This is a genomic window from Eikenella sp. NML99-0057 (assembly GCF_001648535.1).
Classification (GTDB): domain Bacteria; phylum Pseudomonadota; class Gammaproteobacteria; order Burkholderiales; family Neisseriaceae; genus Eikenella; species Eikenella exigua.
This window is the reverse complement of sequence record NZ_LXST01000001.1, coordinates 152915-177585: the sequence shown is the minus strand read 5'-3', so window position 1 is coordinate 177585 and position 24671 is coordinate 152915. Positions and strand designations below refer to the sequence as shown.

General features: G+C 56.4%; 26 protein-coding genes and 1 other RNA gene. 20 read left to right on the top strand and 7 right to left on the bottom strand.

Translation table 11 applies throughout. The annotated features are described in order from the left end of the window. Window positions 1-42: 42 nt before the first annotated feature. Together A7Q03_RS00845 and frr are read right to left on the bottom strand one after the other, a co-directional pair. Window positions 43-789: an isoprenyl transferase gene (locus A7Q03_RS00845; RefSeq protein WP_067446498.1), complete on the bottom strand. Its 747-nt coding sequence runs from the start codon at window positions 787-789 to the stop codon at window positions 43-45. Between the two features lie 88 nt (window positions 790-877). After that, window positions 878-1435 carry a ribosome recycling factor gene (frr, locus tag A7Q03_RS00840; RefSeq protein WP_064083836.1) on the bottom strand — a complete coding sequence of 186 codons (558 nt, stop codon included), beginning with the start codon at window positions 1433-1435 and terminating at the stop codon, window positions 878-880. A 364-nt stretch (window positions 1436-1799) separates the two neighbouring features. Between frr and A7Q03_RS00835 the strand changes: the two genes are divergently transcribed. Beyond that, window positions 1800-2282, top strand: a complete 483-nt coding sequence (locus A7Q03_RS00835; protein ID WP_067446495.1) for a hypothetical protein — start codon at window positions 1800-1802, stop codon at window positions 2280-2282. A gap of 316 nt (window positions 2283-2598) precedes the next feature. After that, window positions 2599-3069: a Dps family protein gene (locus tag A7Q03_RS00830; RefSeq protein ID WP_067439514.1), complete on the top strand. Its 471-nt coding sequence runs from the start codon at window positions 2599-2601 to the stop codon at window positions 3067-3069. A gap of 342 nt (window positions 3070-3411) precedes the next feature. On the opposite strand, the gene pyrH is transcribed toward A7Q03_RS00830, so the two are convergent. The 3 genes from pyrH to A7Q03_RS00815 all read right to left on the bottom strand — a co-directional run bounded on the left by pyrH (window position 3412) and on the right by A7Q03_RS00815 (window position 5906). Further along, the gene (gene pyrH / locus A7Q03_RS00825) at window positions 3412-4125 is read right to left on the bottom strand and encodes a UMP kinase (protein WP_067439517.1); all 714 of its coding nucleotides are present in this window, start codon (window positions 4123-4125) and stop codon (window positions 3412-3414) included. Window positions 4126-4281: 156 nt separating this feature from the next. Further along, window positions 4282-4782 (bottom strand): SMI1/KNR4 family protein, encoded by a 501-nt coding sequence (locus tag A7Q03_RS00820; protein ID WP_255361788.1) that lies wholly within the window; start codon window positions 4780-4782, stop codon window positions 4282-4284. Between the two features lie 152 nt (window positions 4783-4934). Beyond that, entirely contained in the window at window positions 4935-5906 is a 972-nt protein-coding gene (locus A7Q03_RS00815; RefSeq protein ID WP_067446492.1) for a YheT family hydrolase, read from the bottom strand. A 266-nt stretch (window positions 5907-6172) separates the two neighbouring features. On the opposite strand from A7Q03_RS00815, the gene A7Q03_RS00810 reads away from it, so the two are divergent. Further along, on the top strand, window positions 6173-6457 hold the full coding sequence (locus A7Q03_RS00810; protein ID WP_067439523.1) for a hypothetical protein: 285 nt from the start codon (window positions 6173-6175) through the stop codon (window positions 6455-6457). Between the two features lie 120 nt (window positions 6458-6577). Here A7Q03_RS00810 and murA read toward each other — a convergent pair whose 3' ends face one another. Beyond that, on the bottom strand, window positions 6578-7831 hold the full coding sequence (gene murA, locus A7Q03_RS00805) for a UDP-N-acetylglucosamine 1-carboxyvinyltransferase (RefSeq protein ID WP_067446489.1): 1254 nt from the start codon (window positions 7829-7831) through the stop codon (window positions 6578-6580). A gap of 315 nt (window positions 7832-8146) precedes the next feature. Here murA and pheA point away from each other — a divergent pair, with 315 nt between their 5' ends. The 8 genes from pheA to rnpB all read left to right on the top strand — a co-directional run bounded on the left by pheA (window position 8147) and on the right by rnpB (window position 15047). Beyond that, window positions 8147-9226, top strand: a complete 1080-nt coding sequence (gene pheA / locus A7Q03_RS00800) for a prephenate dehydratase (RefSeq protein WP_067447335.1) — start codon at window positions 8147-8149, stop codon at window positions 9224-9226. A gap of 189 nt (window positions 9227-9415) precedes the next feature. After that, window positions 9416-9856, top strand: a complete 441-nt coding sequence (locus tag A7Q03_RS00795; protein ID WP_067446486.1) for a hypothetical protein — start codon at window positions 9416-9418, stop codon at window positions 9854-9856. 53 nt (window positions 9857-9909) lie between these two features. Further along, a complete protein-coding gene (locus A7Q03_RS00790; RefSeq protein WP_082880633.1) occupies window positions 9910-10314 on the top strand; it encodes a DUF6636 domain-containing protein in 405 nt (134 codons plus the stop codon). 329 nt (window positions 10315-10643) lie between these two features. Continuing rightward, the gene (gene thiE / locus A7Q03_RS00785) at window positions 10644-11264 is read left to right on the top strand and encodes a thiamine phosphate synthase (RefSeq protein ID WP_067446483.1); all 621 of its coding nucleotides are present in this window, start codon (window positions 10644-10646) and stop codon (window positions 11262-11264) included. Between the two features lie 123 nt (window positions 11265-11387). Continuing rightward, window positions 11388-12134, top strand: coding sequence for a 23S rRNA (guanosine(2251)-2'-O)-methyltransferase RlmB (rlmB, locus tag A7Q03_RS00780; protein ID WP_067446480.1), 747 nt, complete (start codon window positions 11388-11390; stop codon window positions 12132-12134). A gap of 178 nt (window positions 12135-12312) precedes the next feature. Next, window positions 12313-13248, top strand: a complete 936-nt coding sequence (locus tag A7Q03_RS00775) for a cation diffusion facilitator family transporter (RefSeq protein WP_067446477.1) — start codon at window positions 12313-12315, stop codon at window positions 13246-13248. A 371-nt stretch (window positions 13249-13619) separates the two neighbouring features. After that, entirely contained in the window at window positions 13620-14525 is a 906-nt protein-coding gene (locus A7Q03_RS00770) for a patatin-like phospholipase family protein (RefSeq protein ID WP_067446474.1), read from the top strand. Window positions 14526-14692: 167 nt separating this feature from the next. Next, window positions 14693-15047, top strand: an RNA gene (gene rnpB, locus A7Q03_RS00765) — RNase P RNA component class A. Between the two features lie 168 nt (window positions 15048-15215). Here the strand turns inward: rnpB and A7Q03_RS00760 are convergent. After that, window positions 15216-15422: a glycine zipper 2TM domain-containing protein gene (locus A7Q03_RS00760; protein WP_067439543.1), complete on the bottom strand. Its 207-nt coding sequence runs from the start codon at window positions 15420-15422 to the stop codon at window positions 15216-15218. A 162-nt stretch (window positions 15423-15584) separates the two neighbouring features. On the opposite strand from A7Q03_RS00760, the gene A7Q03_RS00755 reads away from it, so the two are divergent. The 9 genes from A7Q03_RS00755 to A7Q03_RS00715 all read left to right on the top strand — a co-directional run bounded on the left by A7Q03_RS00755 (window position 15585) and on the right by A7Q03_RS00715 (window position 24568). Next, window positions 15585-15818 carry a hypothetical protein gene (locus A7Q03_RS00755; RefSeq protein ID WP_067439548.1) on the top strand — a complete coding sequence of 78 codons (234 nt, stop codon included), beginning with the start codon at window positions 15585-15587 and terminating at the stop codon, window positions 15816-15818. A 242-nt stretch (window positions 15819-16060) separates the two neighbouring features. Then, complete coding sequence (rimP, locus tag A7Q03_RS00750) at window positions 16061-16486, top strand: ribosome maturation factor RimP (protein WP_067446471.1); 426 nt, start codon at window positions 16061-16063, stop codon at window positions 16484-16486. A gap of 39 nt (window positions 16487-16525) precedes the next feature. Continuing rightward, complete coding sequence (gene nusA / locus A7Q03_RS00745) at window positions 16526-18022, top strand: transcription termination factor NusA (RefSeq protein ID WP_067446468.1); 1497 nt, start codon at window positions 16526-16528, stop codon at window positions 18020-18022. Between the two features lie 15 nt (window positions 18023-18037). Continuing rightward, the gene (infB, locus tag A7Q03_RS00740) at window positions 18038-20755 is read left to right on the top strand and encodes a translation initiation factor IF-2 (protein ID WP_067446465.1); all 2718 of its coding nucleotides are present in this window, start codon (window positions 18038-18040) and stop codon (window positions 20753-20755) included. 292 nt (window positions 20756-21047) lie between these two features. After that, window positions 21048-21380, top strand: coding sequence for a hypothetical protein (locus tag A7Q03_RS00735; RefSeq protein WP_067447331.1), 333 nt, complete (start codon window positions 21048-21050; stop codon window positions 21378-21380). A 21-nt stretch (window positions 21381-21401) separates the two neighbouring features. Continuing rightward, window positions 21402-21773: a 30S ribosome-binding factor RbfA gene (rbfA, locus tag A7Q03_RS00730; RefSeq protein WP_067446462.1), complete on the top strand. Its 372-nt coding sequence runs from the start codon at window positions 21402-21404 to the stop codon at window positions 21771-21773. A gap of 109 nt (window positions 21774-21882) precedes the next feature. Beyond that, on the top strand, window positions 21883-22791 hold the full coding sequence (locus tag A7Q03_RS00725; RefSeq protein WP_067446459.1) for a MoxR family ATPase: 909 nt from the start codon (window positions 21883-21885) through the stop codon (window positions 22789-22791). Next, window positions 22788-23696, top strand: coding sequence for a DUF58 domain-containing protein (locus A7Q03_RS00720; RefSeq protein ID WP_067446456.1), 909 nt, complete (start codon window positions 22788-22790; stop codon window positions 23694-23696). The genes A7Q03_RS00725 and A7Q03_RS00720 overlap by 4 nt, the downstream gene beginning before the upstream one ends. An 89-nt stretch (window positions 23697-23785) precedes the next feature. Beyond that, a complete protein-coding gene (locus A7Q03_RS00715) occupies window positions 23786-24568 on the top strand; it encodes a hypothetical protein (RefSeq protein WP_067446453.1) in 783 nt (260 codons plus the stop codon). Window positions 24569-24671: the final 103 nt, after the last annotated feature.

Below are 24671 nucleotides of genomic sequence, written 5' to 3'. Positions count from 1 at the left end.
GCATCCGCCCATCGCCGCCCTGCCCGATTGAAAACCAACAACTCAACCGCGCTGTTGTTCCGGCGGCAGCTGTTCGCTGGTGCGGCCGAAACGGCGTTCGCGCACGCGGAAGGAAGAAATGGCACGATCGAACTCGGCAGCATCGAAATCCGGCCACAGCGCGTCGGTAAAATAAAATTCGGCATAGGCCATTTGCCAGAGCATGAAGTTGCTGATGCGGGTTTCGCCGCCGGTGCGGATAAACAGGTCAGGCTCGGGGGCTTCGGCCAAGGAAAGGCGCTGAGAGAGGTCGTCTTCGGTGATTTCGCTTTTGCCTTCGGCAATCAGCCGGTTGGCAGCTTGCAGGATATCCCAGCGGCCGCCGTAGTCAGCAGCCACGGTGAGCGTGAGGCCGGTGTTGCCGGCAGTGAGCCGTTCGGCAGCTTCGATGCCGGCCACAATGGCGGCAGGAAAGCGGCTGCGATTGCCGATCACTTTGAGCCGCAGGTTGTTTTGGTGCATTTTATCCACCTTCCCATCCAGTGCCTGCAAAAACAGTTTCATCAAAAAGGAAACTTCATCTTCGGGCCGACGCCAGTTTTCAGTGGAAAAGGCGAATACGGTGAGGTATTCCACGCCGAGCTCAGCACAACGGGCGGCTAGGTTTTCCAGGGCGGTGAGGCCGCGTTTGTGCCCCATCACACGCGGCAGCAGGCGTTTTTTCGCCCAGCGGCCGTTGCCGTCCATAATCACGCAAACATGGCGCGGGATATTGGTGCGTTCGGGGATGCTTTGGGTGCTGCTGCTCATATGCTTTCCTCGGGCTGGGCAGGTTTCAGGTAGCCTGAGGCGGCACGGGCAAATATATCAGCCCGTGCCGCCGTATCGCTCGGATGGTTTACACCACCATCAAATCTTCTTCTTTATGCTCCAGCAGTTTATCTACTTCGGCGATGTATTTATCGGTGAGCTTCTGGATCTGCTCTTCGCCGCGGCGGGCATCGTCTTCCGACACTTCTTTGTCTTTCAGCAGTTTTTTGATGTGGTCGTTGGCATCGCGGCGCACATTGCGGATAGACACGCGACCGTCTTCAGCTTCGCCGCGCACTACTTTAATCAGGTCTTTGCGGCGCTCTTCGGTGAGCATCGGCATCGGCACGCGGATGAGGTCGCCCATAGAAGCAGGATTCAGGCCGAGGTTGGAATCGCGGATAGCTTTTTCCACGGCGGCGGCCATATTGCTCTCATAGGGCTTCACGCTGATGGTGCGCGCGTCAAGCAGGGTTACGTTGGCCACCTGGCTCACCGGCACCATGCTGCCGTAGTATTCCACTTCCACCTGGTCGAGCAAGCCGGTGTGGGCGCGGCCGGTGCGCACTTTGGCTAGATTTTCGCGCAGCACTTCCACCGAACGCTGCATCTTGGTTTCGGCTGAGGTTTGGATTTCTTTGATCATAGGGTTTCCTTAATTGAGATGTTTTCAGGTAGCCTTCCGGCTGCCACGGCATATAGTGCATAACGGGCGGGATACTACCTTGCTTTGCCCGCTGCGGCAAGGTTTTCCGGCTGCCGGGCGCGCCGCCACCATAAACCGCACACCCGCCAGCTCTCCGGCCTGATAATACTGCATCTGTATCCGGCTTAACGCCTCGCCGCACAAACGGACAAATCCCGCCCACAACAACACCAAACCGCTATACAAAACTGCACAAACCGCTTTCCTATCAAGCCAGCATTTGCTAAATTCCACAGCAGCAAATTATGCCATATTCCCAGCCTCGCTATATAAAAGGCTACCTGAACCCACGAGAATAACCCCCATGCGCCGCCCCATCTTGCTCTCCGCCCTCCTCCTCACCGCCTGCCCTCTGCCCTATTGCCCCGTGCGCCCCATCCCGCCCAACACCCCCAAACTCCACACCAAAGCCCCGAGCAGCACTGCTTTTGCCCGCGAAAAACAATCCGAACCCAAGCTCCCCGATGGCGACACCATGCGCATCGGTAGCGAATGCATCACCGTCCACAACCAAACCCTCACCCTTCGCCCCTGCCGCAACATGCCCAATCAATATTTCGAACGCATCATCCGCAACGGCACCATCCGCCAAAACGGCCAATGCCTCACCCAAACCGGCAGCAACATCACCCTCGAATCCTGCACCGGCAACCGCAATCAAGAATGGTATAGCGATGGCAAGCGCCTGTGCAGCCGCAGCGCCAATGCCCAATGCTGGAGCGTCGGCCAACACGGCGTACGCCTGCAACCCCGCAACGACTCGCCCGAACAGGAAGTGCTGCGCTAAAGCAGCAGCGGATGCCCGCACTCATCTTTAATAGTGCAGGATCATTCATTTTTCAGATAACCATTTCTTCCCCCGCCAATAGGCTACCTGAAATTCCCCCCTTCCTGCCTGCCATTCTTTAGCAAACCAATCTTTCAAATGTATCAAAACTTAGCGAAGGCTACCTGAACCCTTTCAGATAGCCTTCTTTCTAGTATTGAAATAAAAAATTAATCAAAGAGTAATTTTTAATTGGAAAAATAAAATATACAGCACTACAATGGCTGCCAATCAAACAGTAATTCTTTTCCCCAACTCTGTTTAATAAGGAGCCATCATGAGCATCAACATCGGTATCAACGAAACCCAACGCCAAACCATCGCCCAAGGCCTGTCTAAGGTGCTGGCCGACACCTATACTCTCTATCTGAAAACCCACAACTACCACTGGAACGTGGAAGGCCCGATGTTCCACAGCCTGCACACCATGTTTGAAGAGCAATACAACGAGCTGGCGCTGGCCGTGGACGAAATTGCCGAACGCATCCGCGCACTGGGCTTCAAGGCGCCAGGTTCCTACAGCGAATTTGCCAAACTCACTTCCATTCCAGACGGCCAAAGCAGTAACGATGCCCCTGCCATGATCCGCGAACTGGTGGAAGGCCAGGAAACCGTGATCCGCACCTGCCGCGAGCTGTTTCCCGCTGTGGACCAAGCCAACGACGAGCCCACTGCCGATCTGCTCACCACCCGCATGCAAACCCACGAAAAAACCGCCTGGATGCTGCGCGTGTTGCTGCAAAAATAAGCAGGCTTGCCCAACACACCAACGCCCGTTGTTGCAACGGGCATTTTTTCTGCGGCACAAAAGACTAGCCGAAACAAGATTGCCAAAGGAAGCTGAGCTTCTGTGGAGGCCAAATTTGGGTTGGGCGGATTTTAAGCAAGCCAAATTGACTTTCGCTACAGCGTTGGTTTGCCTTGCCGTACTTCCGTACTGCTTACGGCTCACCGCCTTGTATCGAAAGTCAATTTGGCTTGCTATATATTAGTGCTTTTCAGGTAACCTCACCTCTATAGCAGGCTACCTGAAACCCAAAACATCAGGCCGCCTCCTAATGGGAAGCGGCCTATAATCTTGCCAATTCAATCAAATATGCACCAAAGTGCCTTCGTCTTCGCCCAGCACCACCCGTTTGAGCGCGCCTTCTTTGGCGATGCCGAACACCACGATATTCAGTTTGCGCTCGCGGCACAGCGCCAAGGCAGTAGCATCCATCACTTTCAGGTTTTTCACGATGGCTTCGTCAAACGTGATGTCTTGATAGCGCGTGGCCGAAGCGTCTTTTTTCGGGTCGGCGGTATACACGCCGTCCACATTGGTGGCCTTGAGCATGATGTCGCAGTTCATTTCTGCACCACGCAGCGCGGCGGCGGTGTCGGTGGTGAAGAAGGGGTTGCCCGTGCCAGCGGCAAAAATCATCACTTTACCTTCTTCCAAATATTGGATGGCTTTGGGGCGGGCATAGGTTTCGACAATCTGCTGCATGGAAAGCGCCGATTGTACGCGCGCAGACTGGCCAAGGCTTTCAAACGCATCTTTCAAAGCCAACGCGTTCATCACGGTAGCAAGCATGCCCATGTAATCGGCAGTGGCACGGTCCATATCGCTGGCTTGTGCGGCCACACCGCGAAACAGGTTGCCGCCGCCCACCACCACACCCACTTCCACGCCCATTTTGGCGATTTCCACAATCTGCCCGACAATGCCCATAATCGTGGCACGATTGATGCCAAAGGCATCGTTACCCATCAATGCCTCGCCGGAAAGTTTCAATAAAACACGCTTGTAGCGGATAGTCATGGCAGCCTCTCTTCATGGTTGGAAAATTCAAACGGCAGGCATTATACGCGCTTTCGACTGCGTCGGCTGGCTGATTGTAGCAGTTTATTAAATCAAGACTACCTGAGAATATCGGTTTTCAGGTAGCCTCTTTACCACGGTATCTATTAACTCTGCTTAAAAATCGTCTTCATGAATAAAATCGTATCTATCTTCAATTAAGGCAAGCAGATATTCATCGAAACTGTCGGCAATCACTTCCAGCTCGTCGGGATCGTGCAGGTAGCGGACGAGTTGCCCAGCCTTGCCGGATGCCGATGGGGTGAGATCGATAAACAGCTGCGAGGTGCCACCGTTGTTCATGCAGTCGGAGAAGTGTAGCCAGCAGGCATTGGCTACATCGCGGGTGATACGATCATCCACGGCCACGTCTTCAGCAGGGTAGACTCGGTTGATGTAGTCGGACAAATATTGTGGATTTTTGCTTTCCAGCATCTGCCGAGCGGAGAGCAGATAGTAGGGATATTCCATAATATCAGAGCCGAGCAGGAACAAGCTGACTGTTTCGCCTTGGTATTCGCGCCAGTAGGTGCCGTCGGCGAAAGAGAGCAGCTCAAGCAGGGAGGCAGGCGTTTGCGGATAGGTGGCTTGCAAAGCATGGACATCTTCAGGGGCGATACCGTGCTTGATGTCGACAAAGTGTGTCTACTCGTCTGTATCGCCGCATTTAACGTAGGCTTGCTGCAAACCGGCGAGATAGTTTTGGGTAATGGTCATGATGTTTCCTTTCAACTCTGGTTAGAGGCTACCTGAAAAATCTTCCTACCTTTTCAGGTAGCCTTTACTGCCACGCCGTCGAAATAACGCAACACGGTATCCGGCAGCCAATCTAAATCAGCCGTGCCGGGAAAGCCGGCGTGGCCGCCGTATTCAGGCTGCAACAGGGTAACGGCTGGCGACACATCGCCCGCCTGCGGCAGTGATTCGGCGGGAATGAAGGGGTCGTTCAGCGCATTTAAAATCAGGGTAGGTACGGCGATTTGGCGCAACAGGGGTTTGGCGCTGGATCGGCGGTAGTAGTCGGTGGCATCGGCAAAGCCGTGTAAGGGGGCGGTGAAGCTGTTGTCGAAATCGGTGAGGCTGGCGGCGGCTTGCACGGCAGCGGCATCAATATGCGGAAAACGGGCGGCGCAAGCAGCGGCTTTAGGCAACAGCGAACGCAGGAAATAAGGTGCATACAACATTTTGCTCAAGCCCTGCTCCAGCCGATGCGAGGCGGCGGTTAAATCTAACGGCGCGCTCACCACGGCTGCAGCCTGCGGAATGGCACGGTTGCCCTGCTCGGCCAAGTATTTGGCCAATGCGTTGCCGCCCAAGGAAATGCCGACGGCGCAGATGCGCGGGTAGCGCGAGTGCATTAATTGCAACATGTGCGCGACTTCGGCGCTGTCGCCGGAGTGATAAAACACAGACGCGCGGTTTTCCACTTCGCCGCAGCTGCGGAAATGCGCCACCACACCGTGCCAGCCGTGCCGTTGCGCGGCAAACATCAGGGCGCGGGCATAATGGCTGGCGCTGCTGCCTTCCAGCCCGTGAAACAGCATCAATAGCGGGGCATCGGGGCGTTTGCCATCCACAAAATCGTAGGCCACTTCGGTAGCGCCCAGGCTGTCGGGCAAAAGCTCACGCCGATAGGCCGGGCTACCAATGCGCACCAGTTTCGGCCAAATGCTCTGCAAATGCCCGCCGCGCAGCCAAAACGGCGGCCGGTAGGCAGGCAGGGGGGAATTGTTTCGGTTCATGTGTGGCAATCCATTGAAAATATTTAATCGGCAGTACGCGCTTGGCTATCGACCGCTTCACATCAGGCAACAAATTAGCCAACTAATAGGCTAATTTATAAAGAAATTTATTTAAAGCCATTAGATTACTTGCCCACAAAATGCGACACTTACCGACACTGCCGTAGGTAAAAAGCAGCATAATCATTGTCAACCCTTACTCCGATATAGTAGAGTGTTTCCACAGCTACCGGCAACGGTAGCCATTTTTCACAGGAGAACTAACTATGCAACGCAAATTAACTATTCTGATGCTGGCCTTGTTGCCGATTGCGTCCGCATGGGCCGACGGTGTAAAAATCGGCAACGACTCTTCCGGCCTGCCGTCTGAATTGGTGCAAAACTTGGCGCAAACATCCAAATCCATGGGCGTGAAAGAGCCGATGAATATCAGCACCCGCAACGAAGGCGGTGCACGCTATGCCGTGGTATCCGGCACTTCCGGCACTACTTGCCGCATCAAACTGTCCAACGGCAACCCGCCCACCATCTTGGGCTTGTCCTGCCGATAATCCAAACCGGCAAATATTTAAAGAACAGCCCGAATATCGGGCTGTTTTTGCTTCCTGATACTTGAGGCTACCTAAAACCCCTACGGTTGGTTTTTCAGGTAGCCTTTACTGTCGAATTGACTACTGTTTCAAACGTTCGATTTTCGCGCCCACTTTGCTCAGCTTCTCTTCAATATGCTCGTAGCCGCGATCCAAGTGATAGATGCGCTCCACGATGGTGTCGCCATCGGCCACCAGGCCGGCAATCACCAGGCTGGCCGAAGCGCGCAAGTCAGTGGCCATCACGGTGGCACCAGAAAGTTGCTCCACACCTTTTACCAGCGCGGTGTTGCCCTCGGCGCTGATATGCGCACCCATACGGTTGAGCTCGGGCACATGCATAAAGCGGTTTTCAAAAATGGTTTCCACCATCCGGCTGCTGCCCTCAGCCACCGCGTTCATCGCCATAAACTGCGCCTGCATATCGGTGGGAAAACCCGGATGCGGCACGGTGCGCACGTCTACAGCTTTCGGACGCTGCGTCATTTTAATGTCGATCCAATTTTCGCCGGTTTGGATTTCCGCGCCGGCTTCCACCAGCTTGTCCAACACCGCTTCCATGGTTTTGGGCGCGGCATTTTGCAGGCGTACCTGCCCGCCGGTCATGGCCACGGCGCAGAGGAAAGTGCCGGCTTCGATGCGGTCGGGCACCACGCTGTGGGTACAGCCATGCAGCTTCTCCACACCTTCAATCGTCATAGAAGGCGTACCGATACCGCTGATTTTCGCGCCCATTTTCACCAGGCATTCGGCCAAGTCCACCACTTCCGGCTCCACTGCGCAGTTTTCTAGCACGGTGGTGCCTTCGGCCAGCGTGGCTGCCATCAGCAGGTTTTCCGTGCCGCCCACGGTCACCATGTCCATCACCACACGCGCACCTTTGAGCTTGCCGCGCGCCTTCACATAACCGTGCTCGATCACGATTTCCGCGCCCATGGTTTCCAGCCCTTTCAAGTGCTGGTCCACCGGCCGCGAGCCGATGGCGCAGCCACCGGGCAGGCTCACTTCCGCCGCGCCGAAACGCGCCAGCGTGGGGCCGAGCACCAAAATGGAAGCACGCATGGTTTTCACCAATTCATACGGCGCGCAAGTGTTGTTTACCGTGCCGCCGTTGATTTTGAGTTCGCTCACACCGTCGCTTTCCACCTCTGCGCCCATGCCTTGCAAGAGTTTGTGCGTGGTTTTCACGTCGGCCAGCATCGGCACGTTGGTCAAATGCAAAATATCTTCAGTTAAAAGCCCAGCACACATCAGCGGCAGGGCAGCATTTTTCGCACCAGAAATCACGATTTCGCCGTGCAACGGGCCATTGCCGGTAATTTTCAGTTTGTCCATGTTTCAGTTGAATTTCTTTAATCTTTAGGTTGAAGCAGCAGCCCTTGGCAACAAAGGCTACCTGAAAACGCAGGATTATAAACGTTTTGCCTTAGCCGTAGGCAGCCTTTGCCCAACTTTTCCCGCAACGCTTTTCAGGTAGCCTCCCGCCCCACCCGAGGCTACCTGAAAACATTCAATCAACACCAACGCCCCATTTTTCTACGCTATAGTAAGCTCATTTAACTTCCGCTACAGCCTTGACTCAACTTGTATCAAAAGGACGCCAATTTGCTATACAATCAGCCCATCCCCATCCCGAACAAAGGCCGTGCCATGCCCGACCAATCCCTCGCCCCCCACCGCCAGGCCATCGATGCCATCGACGCCGAAATCCTCACTCTGCTTAACCAGCGCGCCGCCCACGCCCGTGCCATCGGCGAGCTCAAAGGCACCGGCATCGTTTATCGCCCCGAGCGCGAAGCCCAAGTGTTGCAGCGCATTCAAAGCCTGAACCAAACCGCCGCCGGCCTCCTGCCCGACGAAGCCGTCGCCCGCCTGTTCCGCGAAATCATGAGCGAATGCCTCGCCGTAGAACGCCCGCTCACCATCGCCTACCTCGGTCCCGAAGCCACCTTCACCCAACAAGCCGCCGTGAAGCACTTCGGCCACGCCGCCCGCACCCAGCCCTGCCCCTCCATCGACGAATGCTTCCGACTGGTGGAAGCCCGCCAGGCCGACTACGTTGTCGCCCCCGTGGAAAACTCCACCGAAGGCCCGGTCGGCCGCACCCTCGACCTTATGGTTTCCACCCCCCTGCGTGCCTGCGGCGAAGTGTTCCTGCGCATCCAGCATCATTTATTGCAGCAGCACGGCGCTAACGGGCAGCCGGAAAAAGTGTATGCCCACGCCCAAGCGCTGGCCCAATGCCACGAGTGGCTCAACCGCCACCTGCCCCATGCCACCCGCATTTCCGTGGCCAGCAACGCCGAAGCCGCCCGCCTCGCCGCTGCCGAGCCGCAAGCCGCCGCCATTGCCGCCCAGGCCGCCGCCGAGCATTACAATCTGGCCAAACTCGCCGCCAACATCGAAGACGAGCCTAACAATACTACCCGTTTCCTCATCTTCGGCCACAACAGCACCCAGCCCTCCGGCCGCGACAAAACCTCCCTCATCGTCTCCGCCCCCAACCGCCCCGGCACCGTGCACCGCCTGCTCCAACCCTTCTCCGAGCACGGCATCTCCATGACCAAGCTCGAAAGCCGCCCCAGCCGCGCCGGTCTGTGGGACTACATCTTCTTTATCGACATCGAAGGCCACGCCGACAGTCCCCAAATCCAGCCCGCCCTCGAAACCCTTGCCGAATGCGCCGCCTTCGTAAAAATCATCGGCGCCTATCCGCAAGCCGTGCTGTGAAACCCTGAAATATTTTTCAGGTAGCCTCTTTAGAATGCAGCAAAAGACTATCTGAAACAAGCTTTTCGAAGGAAGTCGAGTTTCTGAGAAATTATTTAAAGAAGCTAAAACTAGTTTTTACAAAGCTAAAAAAACATCCAACTTTGAGATACAATTCTCCTTTCCCAACCACTCTAATAGAGCAACACCATGCGTACCTTACCCATAGCAGCCGCAGCCATCCTACTCGCCGCCGCCGGCACCCATGCCAGAGTGGCATTCTTCCACAGTGTAGATGGCCAAATCACCTGCCGATACGGTGGCTACGTCCCCCAACTCACCTGCGAAATTCCCCCGCCTACCAAACCCATTCCTGTAGAATGCGAACCTCAAGACTGCCCCTTCGGAACTTGGAACGGCCAATGGAGCGGCAATATCTCCCTATTTGCAAAAGGCTCCGCCCACCTCAACTGCAACCACCACAACTACGCCAAATTCCAAGCAGGCAGCTATGCCCTCCCCGACAACCAGCCCTTCAAACTCTTTAACCAACCCGGCTGGCAATGCACTGCCCAATCCGGCAGTCTAAGTTGCACCAATACCGAAGGCCACGGCTTCCAAATCAGTCCAGACAGCCTGTACCGCTTCTAACTATCTGTTTACCAATCACTTTTCCAACCACTCTCTATATAAGGAGTAACATCATGCGTACCCTCCCCCTTACCGCCGCAGCCATCCTGCTCGCCGCTGGCACCGCCCATGCCGACATCAAACTTTTCCGCAGCCCCAGCGGCAACATCAACTGCATGTACGACCATTCCCCCGGCGTAGTGGAATGCCAGATTCCCCAGCCCGACCGTCCCATCCGGCCCAAACCGCGCGATTGCGAGCTCGATTGGGGCGGCAATTTCTCCATCTCCCGCACCGGCCGCACCCAAATGGGCTGCGTTGGCGATAGCCTCGCTAGCCCCGACAGCCGCGTGCTGCCCTACGGCCAAACCCTGCGCGGTGACGGCTGGCAGTGCACCAGCCGCACCAGTGGCATGACCTGCACCAACAGCCAAAACCACGGCTTTGAAATCAGCCGCCGCCGCCAACGCCTGTTCTAAGCTCTCTAATGCACACAAAAGGCTACCTGAAAGTTCCAGGTAGCCTTTTATTATATTGAGGCACAACTATTCTCATACAAGACAACAAACCATGAACATACAGCCTCACGCAAAACGTGCCGACGTCGTAGCATGCCTATTTCGACACGACTATATGCTCAGGCAACCGCCATCTCTGCCCTAAAGACTACCTGAAAGCTCCAATTTATTTTCAGGTAGCCTTATATATTTCATGCCGTCGGGGCTAGTCCTGACAGTATCTTTCCCATCCTGGCCATTGGCAGCTGCGCTATAATAGCCACCCCGCAACCACCCGCAGGCCGCCCGCTATGCAACCATTTCCCTCCATCATCCGCCCCCTCAAATTCTACGCTGTAGTGCCCGATGCCGATTGGGTGGCGCGTATGGCCGATGCCGGCGCGGACACCGTGCAGCTGCGCAGCAAAACCCTCACCGGCGAAGCCCTGCGCCAGGAAATCCGCCGTGCCATCGCCGCCACCCGTGGCTCGCATAGCCAACTTTTCATCAACGACCACTGGCAGCTCGCCCTCGAAGAAGGCGCCTACGGCGTACACCTCGGCCAAGAAGACATGGACAGCGCCGACTTTGCCGCCCTTGCCCGCGCCGGCATCCGCTTGGGGCTGAGCACCCACGACGAAGCCGAAATGGCACGTGCCTTGGCCGTGCAGCCCAGCTACGTGGCCTGCGGCGCCGTATTCGCCACCAACACCAAAGCCATGCCCACCGAACCGCAGGGGCTGGACAAACTGCGCCGCTACGTGCAACAAGCCGGCAATACCCCCACCGTGGCCATCGGCGGCATCACGCTGGAAAACGCGCCCGCCGTGCTCGCCACCGGCGTGTCCTCGCTGGCCGTGGTCAGCGCCGTCACCCACGCTTCTGACCCCGCCGCTGCCGTGCGCGCCTTCCAAAAATTGTGGCCGGAATAAGGCCGCGCACCACGCGGCCATCCGCAAGCGCAAGCTGCCGCGTAAATTAAACCCCAATATCCAAAAGGCTACCTGAAACCGCATCCGCTTTTTCAGGTAGCCTACATCACGAAAGCAAACCATATGTCCAACCGCCGCCTGATCTACGGCTTCCACGCCGTCAACGCCCGCCTGTGGCAAAACCCCAAAAGCCTCACCGAGCTCTACGCCCTATCCGGCCGCCACGATGCCCGTATGCAGCAGGCCTTGGAAAAAGCCGCGCAGGAAAATATTCCCGTTCACTTCGTGGAAGCCGCCCGCCTCGATAACCTGTGCCGCCACGCCCGACACCAAGGCATCGCCGGCTTTATCGACGCTTCGCACAACCACGTCCACCTCGACGACGTGCTCGACAACCTCACCGAGCCGCCCCTGCTGCTCATCCTCGACGGCATCACCGACCCGCACAATCTCGGCGCCTGCCTGCGCGTAGCCGACGCCATGGGCGTGCACGCCGTAATTGCACCGAAAAACCGCAGCGTCGGCTTGAATGCCACCGTGAGCAAAGTGGCCTGCGGCGCCGCCGAAACCGTGCCCTACATCGCCGTCACCAACCTTGCCCGCACCCTGCGCGAACTCAAAGAGCGCGATATCTGGATAGTGGGCACCGACATGGGCGGCGAAGCCGACCTGTTCCACTACGACATCCCCGCCGCCGTGGCCTGGGTGATGGGCAACGAAGGCGAAGGCATGCGCCGCCTCACCCGCGAACACTGCGACGCGCTGGTTTCCATCCCCATGCTCGGCACGGTGGAAAGCCTCAACGTATCCGTGAGCACCGGCATGGTGCTGGCCGAAACCCGCCGCCAGCGCGTGCTGAAGGCAGACTAGCCCCAGCGGCTGCAAATTTTCAGGTAGCCAGTTAGGCAAGCAAGCCGTGGGATGAACACTCGCTGCCTATACATTTTTATTCCTAAGGCTACCTCACTCCACGCGGGCATTTATGCCCGCTTCTATTGTCTTCTCATTTTCAGGTAGGTAGCCCCACCCTGTCCCCCAAGGAGTGTCCATGTCCTTCCACAGCCACGAACACAACCATTCCCACGTCCACAGCACCAACACCCATATCCTGCGCGTATCGTTAGCCGTGATTGCCGGCTTTATGCTGGTGGAAGCAGCGGCAGGCTGGCTCAGCGGCAGCTTGGCACTCCTCTCAGACGCGGGACATATGTTTTCCGATGCCGCCTCGCTCACCCTGGCGCTTTTTGCCTTCAAATGGGCGGAGAAGGCCGCCAACTCGCAGAAAAGCTACGGCTATCAGCGTGTAGAAATCCTTGCCGCCACGCTCAATGGGCTTACGCTGGTGGTGATGGCGGCGTGGATTGTGGTCGAAGCCGTTATCCGCGCCTTCAAGCCCGTGCCCGTAGCAGGCGGCGCGATGCTGATGGTGGCTGCATTCGGGCTGTTGGTAAACCTGTTTATCGCGTGGTATATGCTGCGCGGCGAGAAAGACAACCTGAACATGCGCGGCGCATTTTTGCATGTGGTGGGCGATTTGCTCGGCTCCGTTGCCGCAGTAGCGGCCGGCCTGTTGATACAGTTTTATGGCTGGGACTGGGCGGACTTGGCCGCCAGCGCGGCGGTGGCGCTGCTGATTGGCAAAAGCGGCTGGGGCGTGCTTTCAGGTAGCCTGCACATCCTGATGGAAGGCACGCCCCAAGGCACGGATTTGGTGAAAATCGCCGAAGACATTCAGAAAATCAACGGCATATTAGGCGTACACGATTTGCATGCCTGGACAATTACCAGCAAAAAACACGCCATGTCCTGCCACATCATCGTGCGCGGCAACCTAACCGTGGCACAAGCCGCCACTTTGGCGCAACAAGTGCAGGCAACGGTGCAAACTCACGGCATCGGGCACATCACCGTGCAGACCGAACCCGCCAATACCGGCGCAGCATGCTGCCAAGCGTGCGAACAGCCTACGCATGAGCATAATTAACAGCCGATATGGTTTTGGCACTTAGTTAGTGTGACTCCTAACAGCCGACAAACCGAAGATAGCTTGAGTGGCAGCAAGAAGAGCCAACACCACATCATTCCTATTTTAACTTCTCGTTTTAGCCTCTCGTTGCAGCTGCGCTTTCAGGTAGGTTTGTTCTTTAGCAATACTCCTTATCGTTCCAACGCCAACATCAGCAACTCGCCGGCAATCATAGCGATCCGCTATAGCGGACTAAATCAACTTTCGATACCAGGCGGCAAACCGCAGACAGTATAAAACTACAATAAAGCAAACCAAGGCCGTAGCGAAAATTGAGTTACTTTGCTATACAATACCGGCTCCCCCGCTTAATAACAGAGGATTCCCCCATGAACAGCCTATTGCACCGCAGCCTCGGCATTTCCCTGCTCACCTTAACCCTCTCCGCCTGCAACCTCATCAGCGGCAACTCGCAGAACCCATCACGCCAGCCGCTCACCGCCACCCGTAAGCCCCAAGTCGTCATCGGCTTGGCCTTGGGCGGCGGCGCATCCAAAGGCTTCGCCCATATCGGCGTGATTAAAGTATTGGAAGAAAACAATATTCCCATAAAAATCGTTACCGGAACCAGCGCCGGCGCCCTGGTGGGCAGCCTCTATGCCTCCGGTATGAACGCCCCCCGCCTGCAGCGCGAAGCCGAAAATCTGCAACGCGCCGATTTGGTGGACTTAACCCTTTCCACTAACGGATTTATCCGTGGCGAAAAACTGCAAAACTACATCAACCGCCAAGTGGGCAATCGCCCCATCCAAAACCTGCCGCGCAAATTCGCCGCCGTGGCCACCGAATTCGACTCCGGCCGCAGCGTGGTATTTCGCAGCGGTAACACCGGCCAGGCCGTGCGCGCCTCCGCCAGCATCCCCAACGTGTTCCAGCCCGCAGTAATCAACGGCAAACGCTATGTGGATGGTGGCCTCACCGCCCCCGTACCCGTATCCGCCGCCCGCCAGATGGGTGCCAACGTGGTGATTGCGGTGGACATTTCCGCCAAACCCGCCCGCCTATCCCAAAGCGGCTTCTTCTCCTACCTCGACCAAAGCCTCAACATTATGAGCACCCCCGCCCTCAACAGCGAGCTGGCCAAGGCCGACGTGGTGATCAAACCACAGGTGCAGCATCTCGGCGCCGTGGGCGGCTTCGATGAAAAAGCCCACGCCATCAAACTCGGCGAAGACGCCGCCCGCGTCGCCCTACCGCAAATCCGCGCCGTATTGCAGCGCTATCAAGTACACTGACAAGTGTGCAGAAGGCTACCTGAAAATTTTAGCTTCACAGACACTTATTGCGCTGCATTTCAACTTCGTTGAAGTTTGACTTTAGCTCCGCATAAACTCAGCTTCCTTCGGAAACTTCGTTTTCAGGTAGCCTTTCCCGCCCAATCCGTTATAATCACGCCCGTACCGCAGCAGGCCAGACAGTCGCCGCGCCTTTGGGTGGGGAGGAAAGTCCGGGCTGCACAGAGCAGGATGCCGGCTAACGGCTGGGCGCCGCGAGGCGACGGAAAGTGGAACAGAAAGCATAACCGCCGATGGCTGCGGCAACGCAGCACAGGTAAGGGTGAAATGGTGCGGTAAGAGCGCACCGTGCGGCTGGTAACAGCCCGTAGCAGGCCAAACCCCATCCGCAGCAAGACCAAACAGAATGCAACGACGCTGCTCGCCGAGCATTCGGGTAGGTTGCTTGAGCCGCTTGGTAACAATCGGCCTAGAGGAATGACTGTCCAACGACAGAACCCGGCTTACCGGCCAGCTGCGGTACACATTATCTCTAACCGTTTCGATCAAACCGATACAGCCTTAGTTTACCCTGCCTCAGCCTAATCGGAATGATTTAATATCGAAACCGTACTAGTCTATAAAATATCAAAACAATTGCAGGCAGAAGTGCTTTCACACTTCCGCCCGCATCATCACAAGGGTTTAAGCTTATTGAATCAAGCTACCGGCCACACCACCCAACGCGGCACCACCCAAGGTTGAGCCGGTATCACCGCCGATCACGTTGCCTGCCACCCCACCCACTGCGGCACCGATGGCGGCGTTGCGCTGTCTGGTGGTCATACCAGTGCAAGCGCTCAGGGAGGCGGCCAGCAGCATAACAGTGAAAATAGAAGTAACGGTAGATTTTCTCATGGTATATACCCTTTCTGTCAGTATCAGAGAGGCACGGCGAATTTAACCGCCCTACCTGCCTGTGAGAGTATCGTACTTTTCTGTGATTGCATCAAAAGGCAGGTAAATGTCTGTTTACTCCGTTGCACACATCATTCACTGATATTTTGTGCCATCATCTTCATGGGCGGGATGCTGTTTGAGTCGCTGGTTTTATCGGTACTGTACACCAAAAAAGTTAACCGCGAGGCGCAGCGCGAAACGGAACGGGTGCCGTCTGCGCAGGCAGTGAAGGTGATGCCGTGGGTGGTCAGGCTGCTGTTTCCTTCCGGCCTGGTGATGATGCACCGCTACCTGCAAATCCTGCACAACCCGATTGTGTTTCTGGCCAAAGAGATGTTTTACATTGCGTGGTAAAGAAGGCTGCCTGAAAGTGCTACTGCAACGAAGTTAAAAAACCAAACAAAACACCCTGCTCCATTATACTTCTTCATTGTTGCACGATTCTTACAACCCGCCCACCATCCTGTGTACCAAGCGAAAACAGAATTGCCAAACTGGCGAATATGGTTTAGAATTACACCGTTTTTCAGTTATTTATACAAGATAAATGAGAAATGGCCCCGAGGCCATTTTTTTGTTTTCCAACTAGGGAATTCATGGATATTCAAGCCGTTTTAGAAAAAACCCTGCCCGGCCTGGGCTACGAACTGGTGGATTTCGAACTCACCGCGCAAGGCAATTTGCGCGTGTTTATCGACAAACCAGAAGGAATCACTGTGGAAGACTGCGCCACCGTCAGCAACCATTTGAGCCGCCTCTTCATAGTGGAAGACGTGGACTACAAACGGCTGGAAATCTCCAGCCCCGGCCTAGACCGACCGCTGAAAAAGGCGGCCGACTTCATCCGTTTTTCAGGTAGCCTCGTCAAGCTAAAAACCCGTTTGCCGATTGAGGGGCAGAAAAACTTCATCGGCCGCATCGAAAACTTTGAAAACGACGTGCTAACTATTGCCTTCGACGGCAAAACTGCTGTCATCGAATTATCCAATATCGACCAGGCACGCCTGAAGCCCGAATTCTAATTTGCCTATTTATCAATTAATAATGGAGAGTTCATTCCCATGAGCCGCGAAATGTTGCAACTGGCCGAAGCATTGGCCAGCGAAAAAAACGTTGAATCCGAAGTGGTATTCGAAGCATTGGAGTTCGCCCTGTCGGTGGCTGCCAAGAAAAAGGACGACCGCGAACACATGGACGTGCGCGTGAGCATCGACCGCAATACCGGTGAATACCATACTTTCCGCCGCTGGTTAATTGTGGCCGATGAAGACTACACCTACCCCGACACGCAGAAAACCATCGAGGAAATCCAAGAAGAATTCCTCGATTCCACGCTACAAATTGGCGAGTATTACGAAGAAGAGCTGGAAAACGTGGCCTTTGGCCGCCAAGCCGCACAAACTGCCAAGCAAATTATCCTGCAACGCATCCGTGATGCCGAGCGTGAGCAAATTCTGCAAAAATTCCTTGCCCGCCGTGAAGACGTGGTAATGGGCACAGTAAAACGCGTTGAGCGCCACGGCATCATTGTGGAAGTCGGCCGTTTGGACGCACTGATTCCGCGCGACCAGTGTATCCCACGTGAAAACTTCCGCAGCGGCGACCGCATCCGTGCCCTCTTCCTGCGCGTGGACGAACAAGGCAACAGCGGGCGCAAACAAGTTATCCTCAGCCGCACCTCGCGCGAATTTTTGGTAAAACTGTTTGAGCAGGAAGTGCCGGAAATTGAAGATGGCCTGTTGGAAATAAAAGAAGTCGCCCGCGACCCCGGCCAGCGCGCTAAAATCGCCGTCAAATCCAATGATACGCGTATCGACCCACAAGGTACCTGCATCGGTGTGCGCGGCTCGCGTGTGAATGCCGTATCCAACGAATTGGCCGGCGAGCGTGTGGACGTGGTGCTGTGGTCGCCCGAAACCGCCCAATTTGTGATTAACGCGCTCTCCCCCGCCGAAGTCAGCCGCATTTTGATTGATGAAGATAACCATTCGGTAGACGTTATCGTAGCCGACGACCAGCTCGCGCCCGCCATCGGACGCAGCGGCCAAAACGTGCGCCTCGCCGCCGATCTCACCGGCTGGCAGCTCAACATTATGACTGTACAGGAAGCCGAAGAGCGCCACGAAGCTGAAGACGCACAAATCCGCAACCTGTTCATGCAGCACTTGAACGTGGACGAGCAAACTGCTGACCTGCTGATTGAAGAAGGCTTCGCCGCCTTAGAAGAAGTGGCCTATGTGCCCACTGCCGAACTGGTGGAAATCGGCTTCGACGAAGCCACCGTGGAGACCCTGCACAACCGCGCCCGCGATGCCATTCTTACCCTGGCCATCATGTCGGAAGAAAAACTGGACGAAATAGAAGAAGAGCTAAAAAACCTAAACGGCATCGATCTAGACATGCTGCGCGATCTGGCACAGGCCGGCATTACCACCCGCGACAGCCTGGCTGAGCTTTCCACCGACGAATTGATTGAAATCACCGGCGTGAGCGAAGAAGATGCCAAAACCGTTATTTTGGCCGCCCGTGAACATTGGTTTGCCGAAACACAGGAATAAGGAGGCCGGAAACTTATGAGTAATACCGTACAACAATTTGCTGCTGAACTGAAAAAAACCGTACCCACACTCTTAGAGCAGCTCAAAGCCGCCGGCGTGGAGAAAAACAATGGTGCCGACAGCATCAGCCCGGCAGACAAACAAGCCCTACTGGCGTACCTACGCAAGCAGAATGACAGCGGCACTGTATCCATCAGCGTGAGCCGCACCCGCACCGAACGCAGCATCGTGGCTGGCGTACAGGTAGAAACCCGCCGCCGCCGCCGTGTAGCCGTGCCGCCAATTGAATCAGCTGCCGAGCTTGTTGTACTACCCACTGCCGAGCCGGCCACTCCGGTTAAAACTATGGCCACTATTGTTGAAACTGCCATCGAGCCCGCTGCCACAGAGATTCAAATAGCCTCCAAAAACCTTGAAGCTGACACTGTACTTGCTGCCAAAGAAAAACCAGCCAAGGCGAAAACCGAAGCTGCTGCCGAAGTCAAACCAAAACGCAGCCGCAACCCCAAAAAAGAAAAAGCACCCAAACCACTACCGCAGCCTGTGGAAGTAGTCAGTGCCGCCGAACAGGTCATGCGTAACGAAGAAGCCCGCCGTGCCGAAGCCTTGCGTGCGCACCAGCAAGCCCTATTGAAAGAAAAACAGGAGCGCCAAGCTCGCCGAGAAGCTGCCAAACTGCAAGCGCAGCAGGAAGCCAAGCTGGCCAAAGAGCAGCAGTCTGCCCCGCGCAGTGCTGCGCCAAGCGAAAAAACCCCTCTTTCCTCTGGTAGCGCCGCCCCTGGAAGTAGCCGCCCAAAAAAAGGCGAACGCCACCAGCGCGACGACGATATGCCGCGCGGCCATTCCGCCAAAAGCAAAGGCAAAGAACGCAATAACCGTGGCGATGAAGAACGTGTGCGCAGCGGTAAAAAAAGCAAAAAACAGCTCAAGCTGGAGCCTAATCAGCACGCCTTCCAAGCCCCAACCGAGCCGGTGGTGCATGAAGTGCTCGTACCCGAAACCATTACAGTGGCCGATTTGGCACACAAAATGGCGGTTAAGGGCGTGGAAGTGGTGAAAGCCCTGATGAAGATGGGCATGATGGTTACCATCAACCAATCGCTCGACCAAGAAACCGCGCTGATTGTGGTGGAAGAAATGGGTCATATCGGCAAACCCGCCGCCGCAGACGATCCCGAAGCCTTCTTGGATGACACCGAAACCGCCGTTCAAGCTGAAGTCCTGCCGCGCCCGCCGGTGGTAACCGTAATGGGCCACGTGGACCACGGTAAAACCTCACTGCTTGACTACATCCGCCGTGCCAAAGTGGTACAAGGCGAAGCCGGCGGCATTACCCAGCACATCGGCGCCTACCACGTGCAAACCCCGCGCGGCGTCATCACCTTTCTCGACACCCCCGGTCACGAAGCCTTTACCGCGATGCGTGCACGCGGCGCACAGGCTACCGATATCGTGATTCTGGTGGTGGCTGCCGACGACGGCGTGATGCCACAAACCATCGAAGCTATCGCCCACGCCAAAGCAGCCGGTGTGCCAATGGTGGTGGCCGTGAACAAAATCGATAAGGAAGCCGCCAATCCCGAACGCATCCGCCAAGAGCTGACTGCTCACGAAGTTATCCCCGATGCTTGGGGTGGTAATGTGCAGTTTATCGATGTTTCCGCCAAACAAGGCATCAATATCGATGCGCTTTTGGAAGCCGTGCTGCTGGAAGCCGAAGTGCTCGAACTGAAAGCCCCGGTAGACGCACCCGCCAAAGGCATCATCGTGGAAGCCCGCCTTGATAAAGGCCGCGGTGCGGTGGCTACCCTGCTGGTGCAAAGCGGCACGCTGAAAAAAGGCGATATGCTCCTGGCCGGCACTGCATTCGGTAAAGTACGTGCCATGGTGGATGAAAACGGCAGACAAGTACAGGAAGCCGGTCCCTCCATTCCGGTGGAAATCCTCGGTCTCTCCGACGTACCCAATGCCGGCGAAGATGCCATGGTATTGGCCGACGAGAAAAAAGCACGTGAAATCGCCCTATTCCGCCAAGGCAAATACCGCGACGTGCGGCTGGCCAAACAGCAAGCTGCCAAGCTGGAGAACCTATTTGCCAACGCCGACGACGGCCAGGCAGCACAGCATTTGTCGGTAATCATCAAAGCCGATGTACAGGGTTCGTACGAAGCACTTTCAGGTAGCCTCAAAAAGCTGTCGAACGACGAGGTGAAAGTGGAAGTGTTGCACAGCGGCGTAGGTGGCATTACCGAAAGCGATGTAAACTTGGCCATTGCCTCCGGCGCATTCATCATCGGCTTCAACGTGCGCGCCGACGGCTCTGCCCGCAAGCTGGCCGAAAACGAAGACATCGAAATCCGCTACTACAACATCATTTACGATGCCATCGACGATGTGAAAGCGGCCATGAGCGGCATGCTCGCCCCCGAGCAGAAAGAGCAGCAGACCGGCACGGTGGAAATCCGCCAGGTCATCAATATTTCCAAAGTGGGCAACATTGCCGGCTGCATAGTTACCGATGGCATCATCAAGCGCGACAGCCGTGTGCGCCTCATCCGCGACCATGTGGTAATCCACACTGGCGAGCTCGAATCGCTAAAACGCTTCAAAGACGATGTGAAAGAAGTGCGTATGGGCTTCGAATGTGGCCTGATGCTAAAGAACTACAACGATATCCAAGAAAGCGATATGCTGGAAGCCTTCGATATTGTGGAAGTAGCCCGCACTCTGTAAACAGGCACAAGACGAAACAAGAGGCTGCCCGAACCCGTTTCAGGTAGCCTCTCGCTACATTTTCCGCACTGCAGGCTATATTGAGAGAGTTGTGGAGCAGTGAACTGTTTGGCAAATAAGAAAACGCAGCCAAACCCCACCGTTCGGTTATGGTTTTTTAGCAGTTTGGCTATATATGTAAAAAAATAAATGCTTAGGCCTATACCCAGTCGGCGATGGTTATCGTATCATATCGCTTGTTTACACCATGTTTGCCCACCATACCCACCGCTGCCCTGATGAGTACGCGAAAATGAACGACAAACAAACATATGCCTTTGAAACTTTTACCCTAATCCGCGAAATACGCCAACGCGAAAACGACGAACCGATCATCGTGGCCACCCTTGTCATGCCCGACAACTTCGTGCTCACCAGGCGGCTGCCTCTGCGCCCTGTCGATCGCGAAAATGACCTCAATATTATCCGCTTTTTGGAAAAGTCCTTCGACCTGAAGCCCTATTTCAAAACCCGCACCTTTGAAGAACAGCTGGGTGAATTCGACCAACTGCGCATCCAACACCGTAAAAAACAATACGACTCGTTGATGGATGCCCTGCTCGACCGCACCAGCGAACTGAAATAATCCCTGATCAAGAAAGACCATATGGCCAAAATCCACCGCGGCTATGCCCGCCAAGACCGCGTGCGCGAACAAATCCTGCGCGAGCTGGCCGAGCTCGTCCGCACCGGCCTCAAAGACCCGCGCGCCGGTTTCATTACCATCAACGAAGTCGAGCTTGCCCGCGACTACAGCCACGCCACCGTGTATTACACCGTGCTTGACGATGCCACGCGCGAGATTACCGCCGAAGCGCTCGAACATGCCAAGGGTCATCTGCGCAGCGAGCTTTCCTACTGCATCAAGCTGTTTAAAACGCCCGAGTTGCACTTCAAATACGACCAATCTCTTGAACGCGGCATGAGCATCTCCCAGCTGATCGAGCAGGTTGCCGCCGAAGAGCCGGTGCACGATTAGTCTGCCTGGGAATATGCCCTGTTGATTGAACAGGGCTTTTCTTCATACCGCCACAGCAAAAATATTTTCAGGTAGCCTCACACACATAACAACTCAGATAATCCACACTATGAATCCCCACTTGCAAAACGTCTTCTCCCAACTCAACAGCCTGATTCTCGGCAAAGAAACCGTTCTCCAACACCTGATGGCCTGCATCCTGGCCGACGGCCACGTTTTGCTCGAAGACGTGCCTGGCGTGGGCAAAACTACCCTCGCCCACGGCCTGGCCGCCGTGCTCGGCCTCGACTACCGCCGCGTCCAGTTCACCAACGACATGCTGCCCGCCGATCTTCTCGGTATCAACGTCTTCCAACCTGCCGACGGCCAATTCAAATTCCATCCCGGCCCCATTTTCCACCACTTCCTGCTGGCCGACGAAATCAACCGTGCCTCGCCCAAAATGCAGTCCGCACTTTTGGAAGCCATGGAGGAAAAACAGGTTTCCGTAGACGGCAAAACCTACCGCCTGCCCAAACCCTTCTTCGTAATCGCCACCCAAAACCCCATCGAACAACTCGGCACCTTCCCCCTGCCCGAATCCCAGCTCGACCGCTTCATGATGCGCCTCTCACTGGGCTACCCCTCCGCCGAAGCCGAACGCCGGCTCTATGCCCAAGGCGACCGCCGCCAACTGCTGCCCGCGCTCAAAGCCGTGTGCAACGCCGAAATCCTACTCCAATGGCAGGCCCAGGCCACCCAAGTGAAATGCTCTCAGCAGGCCGCCGATTATGTTTACCGGCTGGTGCAATCCACCCGACAGCCCGGCCTGTTCGTTACCGGCCTCAGCCCGCGCGCCGGACTTGCCGTGGTTAAAGCTGCTAAAGCCTGGGCCTTCCTCGCCGGCCGCGATTATGTGCTACCGGAAGACATCAAAGCCGTATGGATAGCTGTGGCCGGACACCGCCTGCAAACCTTGCAACCCCAATCCATCCCCCAGCTGTTGGAACAAATGCTGCTTCAGGTAGCCGTATCGTGAGCACCAACCAATACAGCCCGCGCCTGCGCGACCTGCGCCTGCGACCCACCCGGCTTGGCATCAGCCTGGCCGCCATGATTGTCCTGTTGTGGCTCGTCGGGCTCAACTATCAGGTAAACCTCGCCTATATCGTCGCCTTCTGGCTCGCCGGCTTCCTGTTTGTCGGCACCCTGCTCAATTGTCTCCAACTGCTCGGCCTGCGCCTAGACCTCACCCTACCCGAAGAACTCTTCCAAGGGCAGCCTGCCGATATCCAACTCTTCCCTGCCCCTTCCGTCAAAGCCCGCCACCGCCAGCTTTGGTTTGCCCCCGAGAGCCGCCGCAATACCGATCCCGAATACCGCACCGCCCTCTTCACCGCCAAGCAGCCCCAACCCTTCATCTGGCCCGTGCTGCCCGCACGGCGCGGCCGCCTCATCCTGCCCCCGCTGCGCTGCGCCAGCGTGTGGCCGTTTGCCGTGAGCAGCGTGGAATGCGTATGGCACTGGCCCGCCAACGGCCTCGTCTATCCCGCCCCCCAACCGCACACCGCCCCGCCAGGCAGCACTCCCGCCGAAGAAGGCGAGCCACGCCACAAGCTCGGCGGCAACGAAGACCTCGCCTTCCTGCAAGACCACCAACCCGGCACGTCTCTGCAACACATCGCCTGGAAAAGCTACGCCAAAAGCGGCCGCCTGCTCGACAAACACTTCGAAGAACCCGCCTTCCACGCCGCCGACCACATCATCAGCTATGCCGACTACCCCGCCGGCACCAGCGCCGACCGCCTCGCCAGCCTCCTGTGTTACCGCGTGCTCGAAGCCCACGGCCGCGGCCACCGCTACACTTTAATCCTGCCCGGCCAAACCATCCCTCCGCAAAACGGCCAGCGCGAAAAATGTTTGGCCGCGCTGGCGGTGATGTAAGCACTTGTATACGACAATAAAAAAGGCTACCTGAAAAACCAAACCGCAGTTTTCAGGTAGCCTCCAACCCGCATAAAAAGGAAACCGCCATGCAAGCTCTCAAATTAGCCCTCATCCTATCCGCCGCCGCCCTGCCTCTTGCCGCCCAAGCCAAGCAACCCGCCCGACAAGCCGCCGGCCTGCCCCAATTCATCCGCAGCATCAACCGGGACGCGCCCATCAAATCCGGCCCCATCACCATCCGCCGCGCCACCGCGCAAGGCGGCAACATCCTGATCGATGCCGCCATCGACAGCCAACTGCTCCCCCTGCCGCCCAACGCCGAACGCGCGCCCACCGTCCAAGCCCTGCAAACCCTTGCCGAAGCCTCCTGGTGCGAACACCCCCAATTCCCCGCCCTCAACCCAACCCGCGGCCTCACCATCCGCTACACCATCAGCGGCGAAACCGACCCCATCAACATCAACATCCCCGCCGGCCGCTGCGCCCAAATCCAAAGCAGCCAAAGCCCCGCGCAACAGGAAGAGGACGGCCAAACCGCCGCCCTCATCCTCCTCATCCCCGGCATGAACCAACGCCTCCCCCTCACCGAAGAAAAACTCACCCTGCAACGCGTCCGCTTCGACCACACCGCGCGCACCATGCACAAATACCTCACTCTCAACGATCCTGAGCTCGCCAAACAGCCAGCTGCACAAATCCGCGCCAAACTGCAAACCGAAGCCCGCGCCCTTGTGTGCGAAGACCCCCTGCTCGCCCAAAGCAACCTCTACTACCCCACCACCCACCATTTCACCCTCACTGGTCACCCCGAAACCTTCAAAGCCGCCATTGCCAAAAACAGCTGCACCCAAACCGAAAACACAAAATAAGCCACCCAAATCATGCAAAAGGCTACCTGAAAATTATGTGAACTGAATAGGGAGAAATACCGTTGCCTCTCTATCCCTTTTCCTGCCGGCTGGGAGATAATGG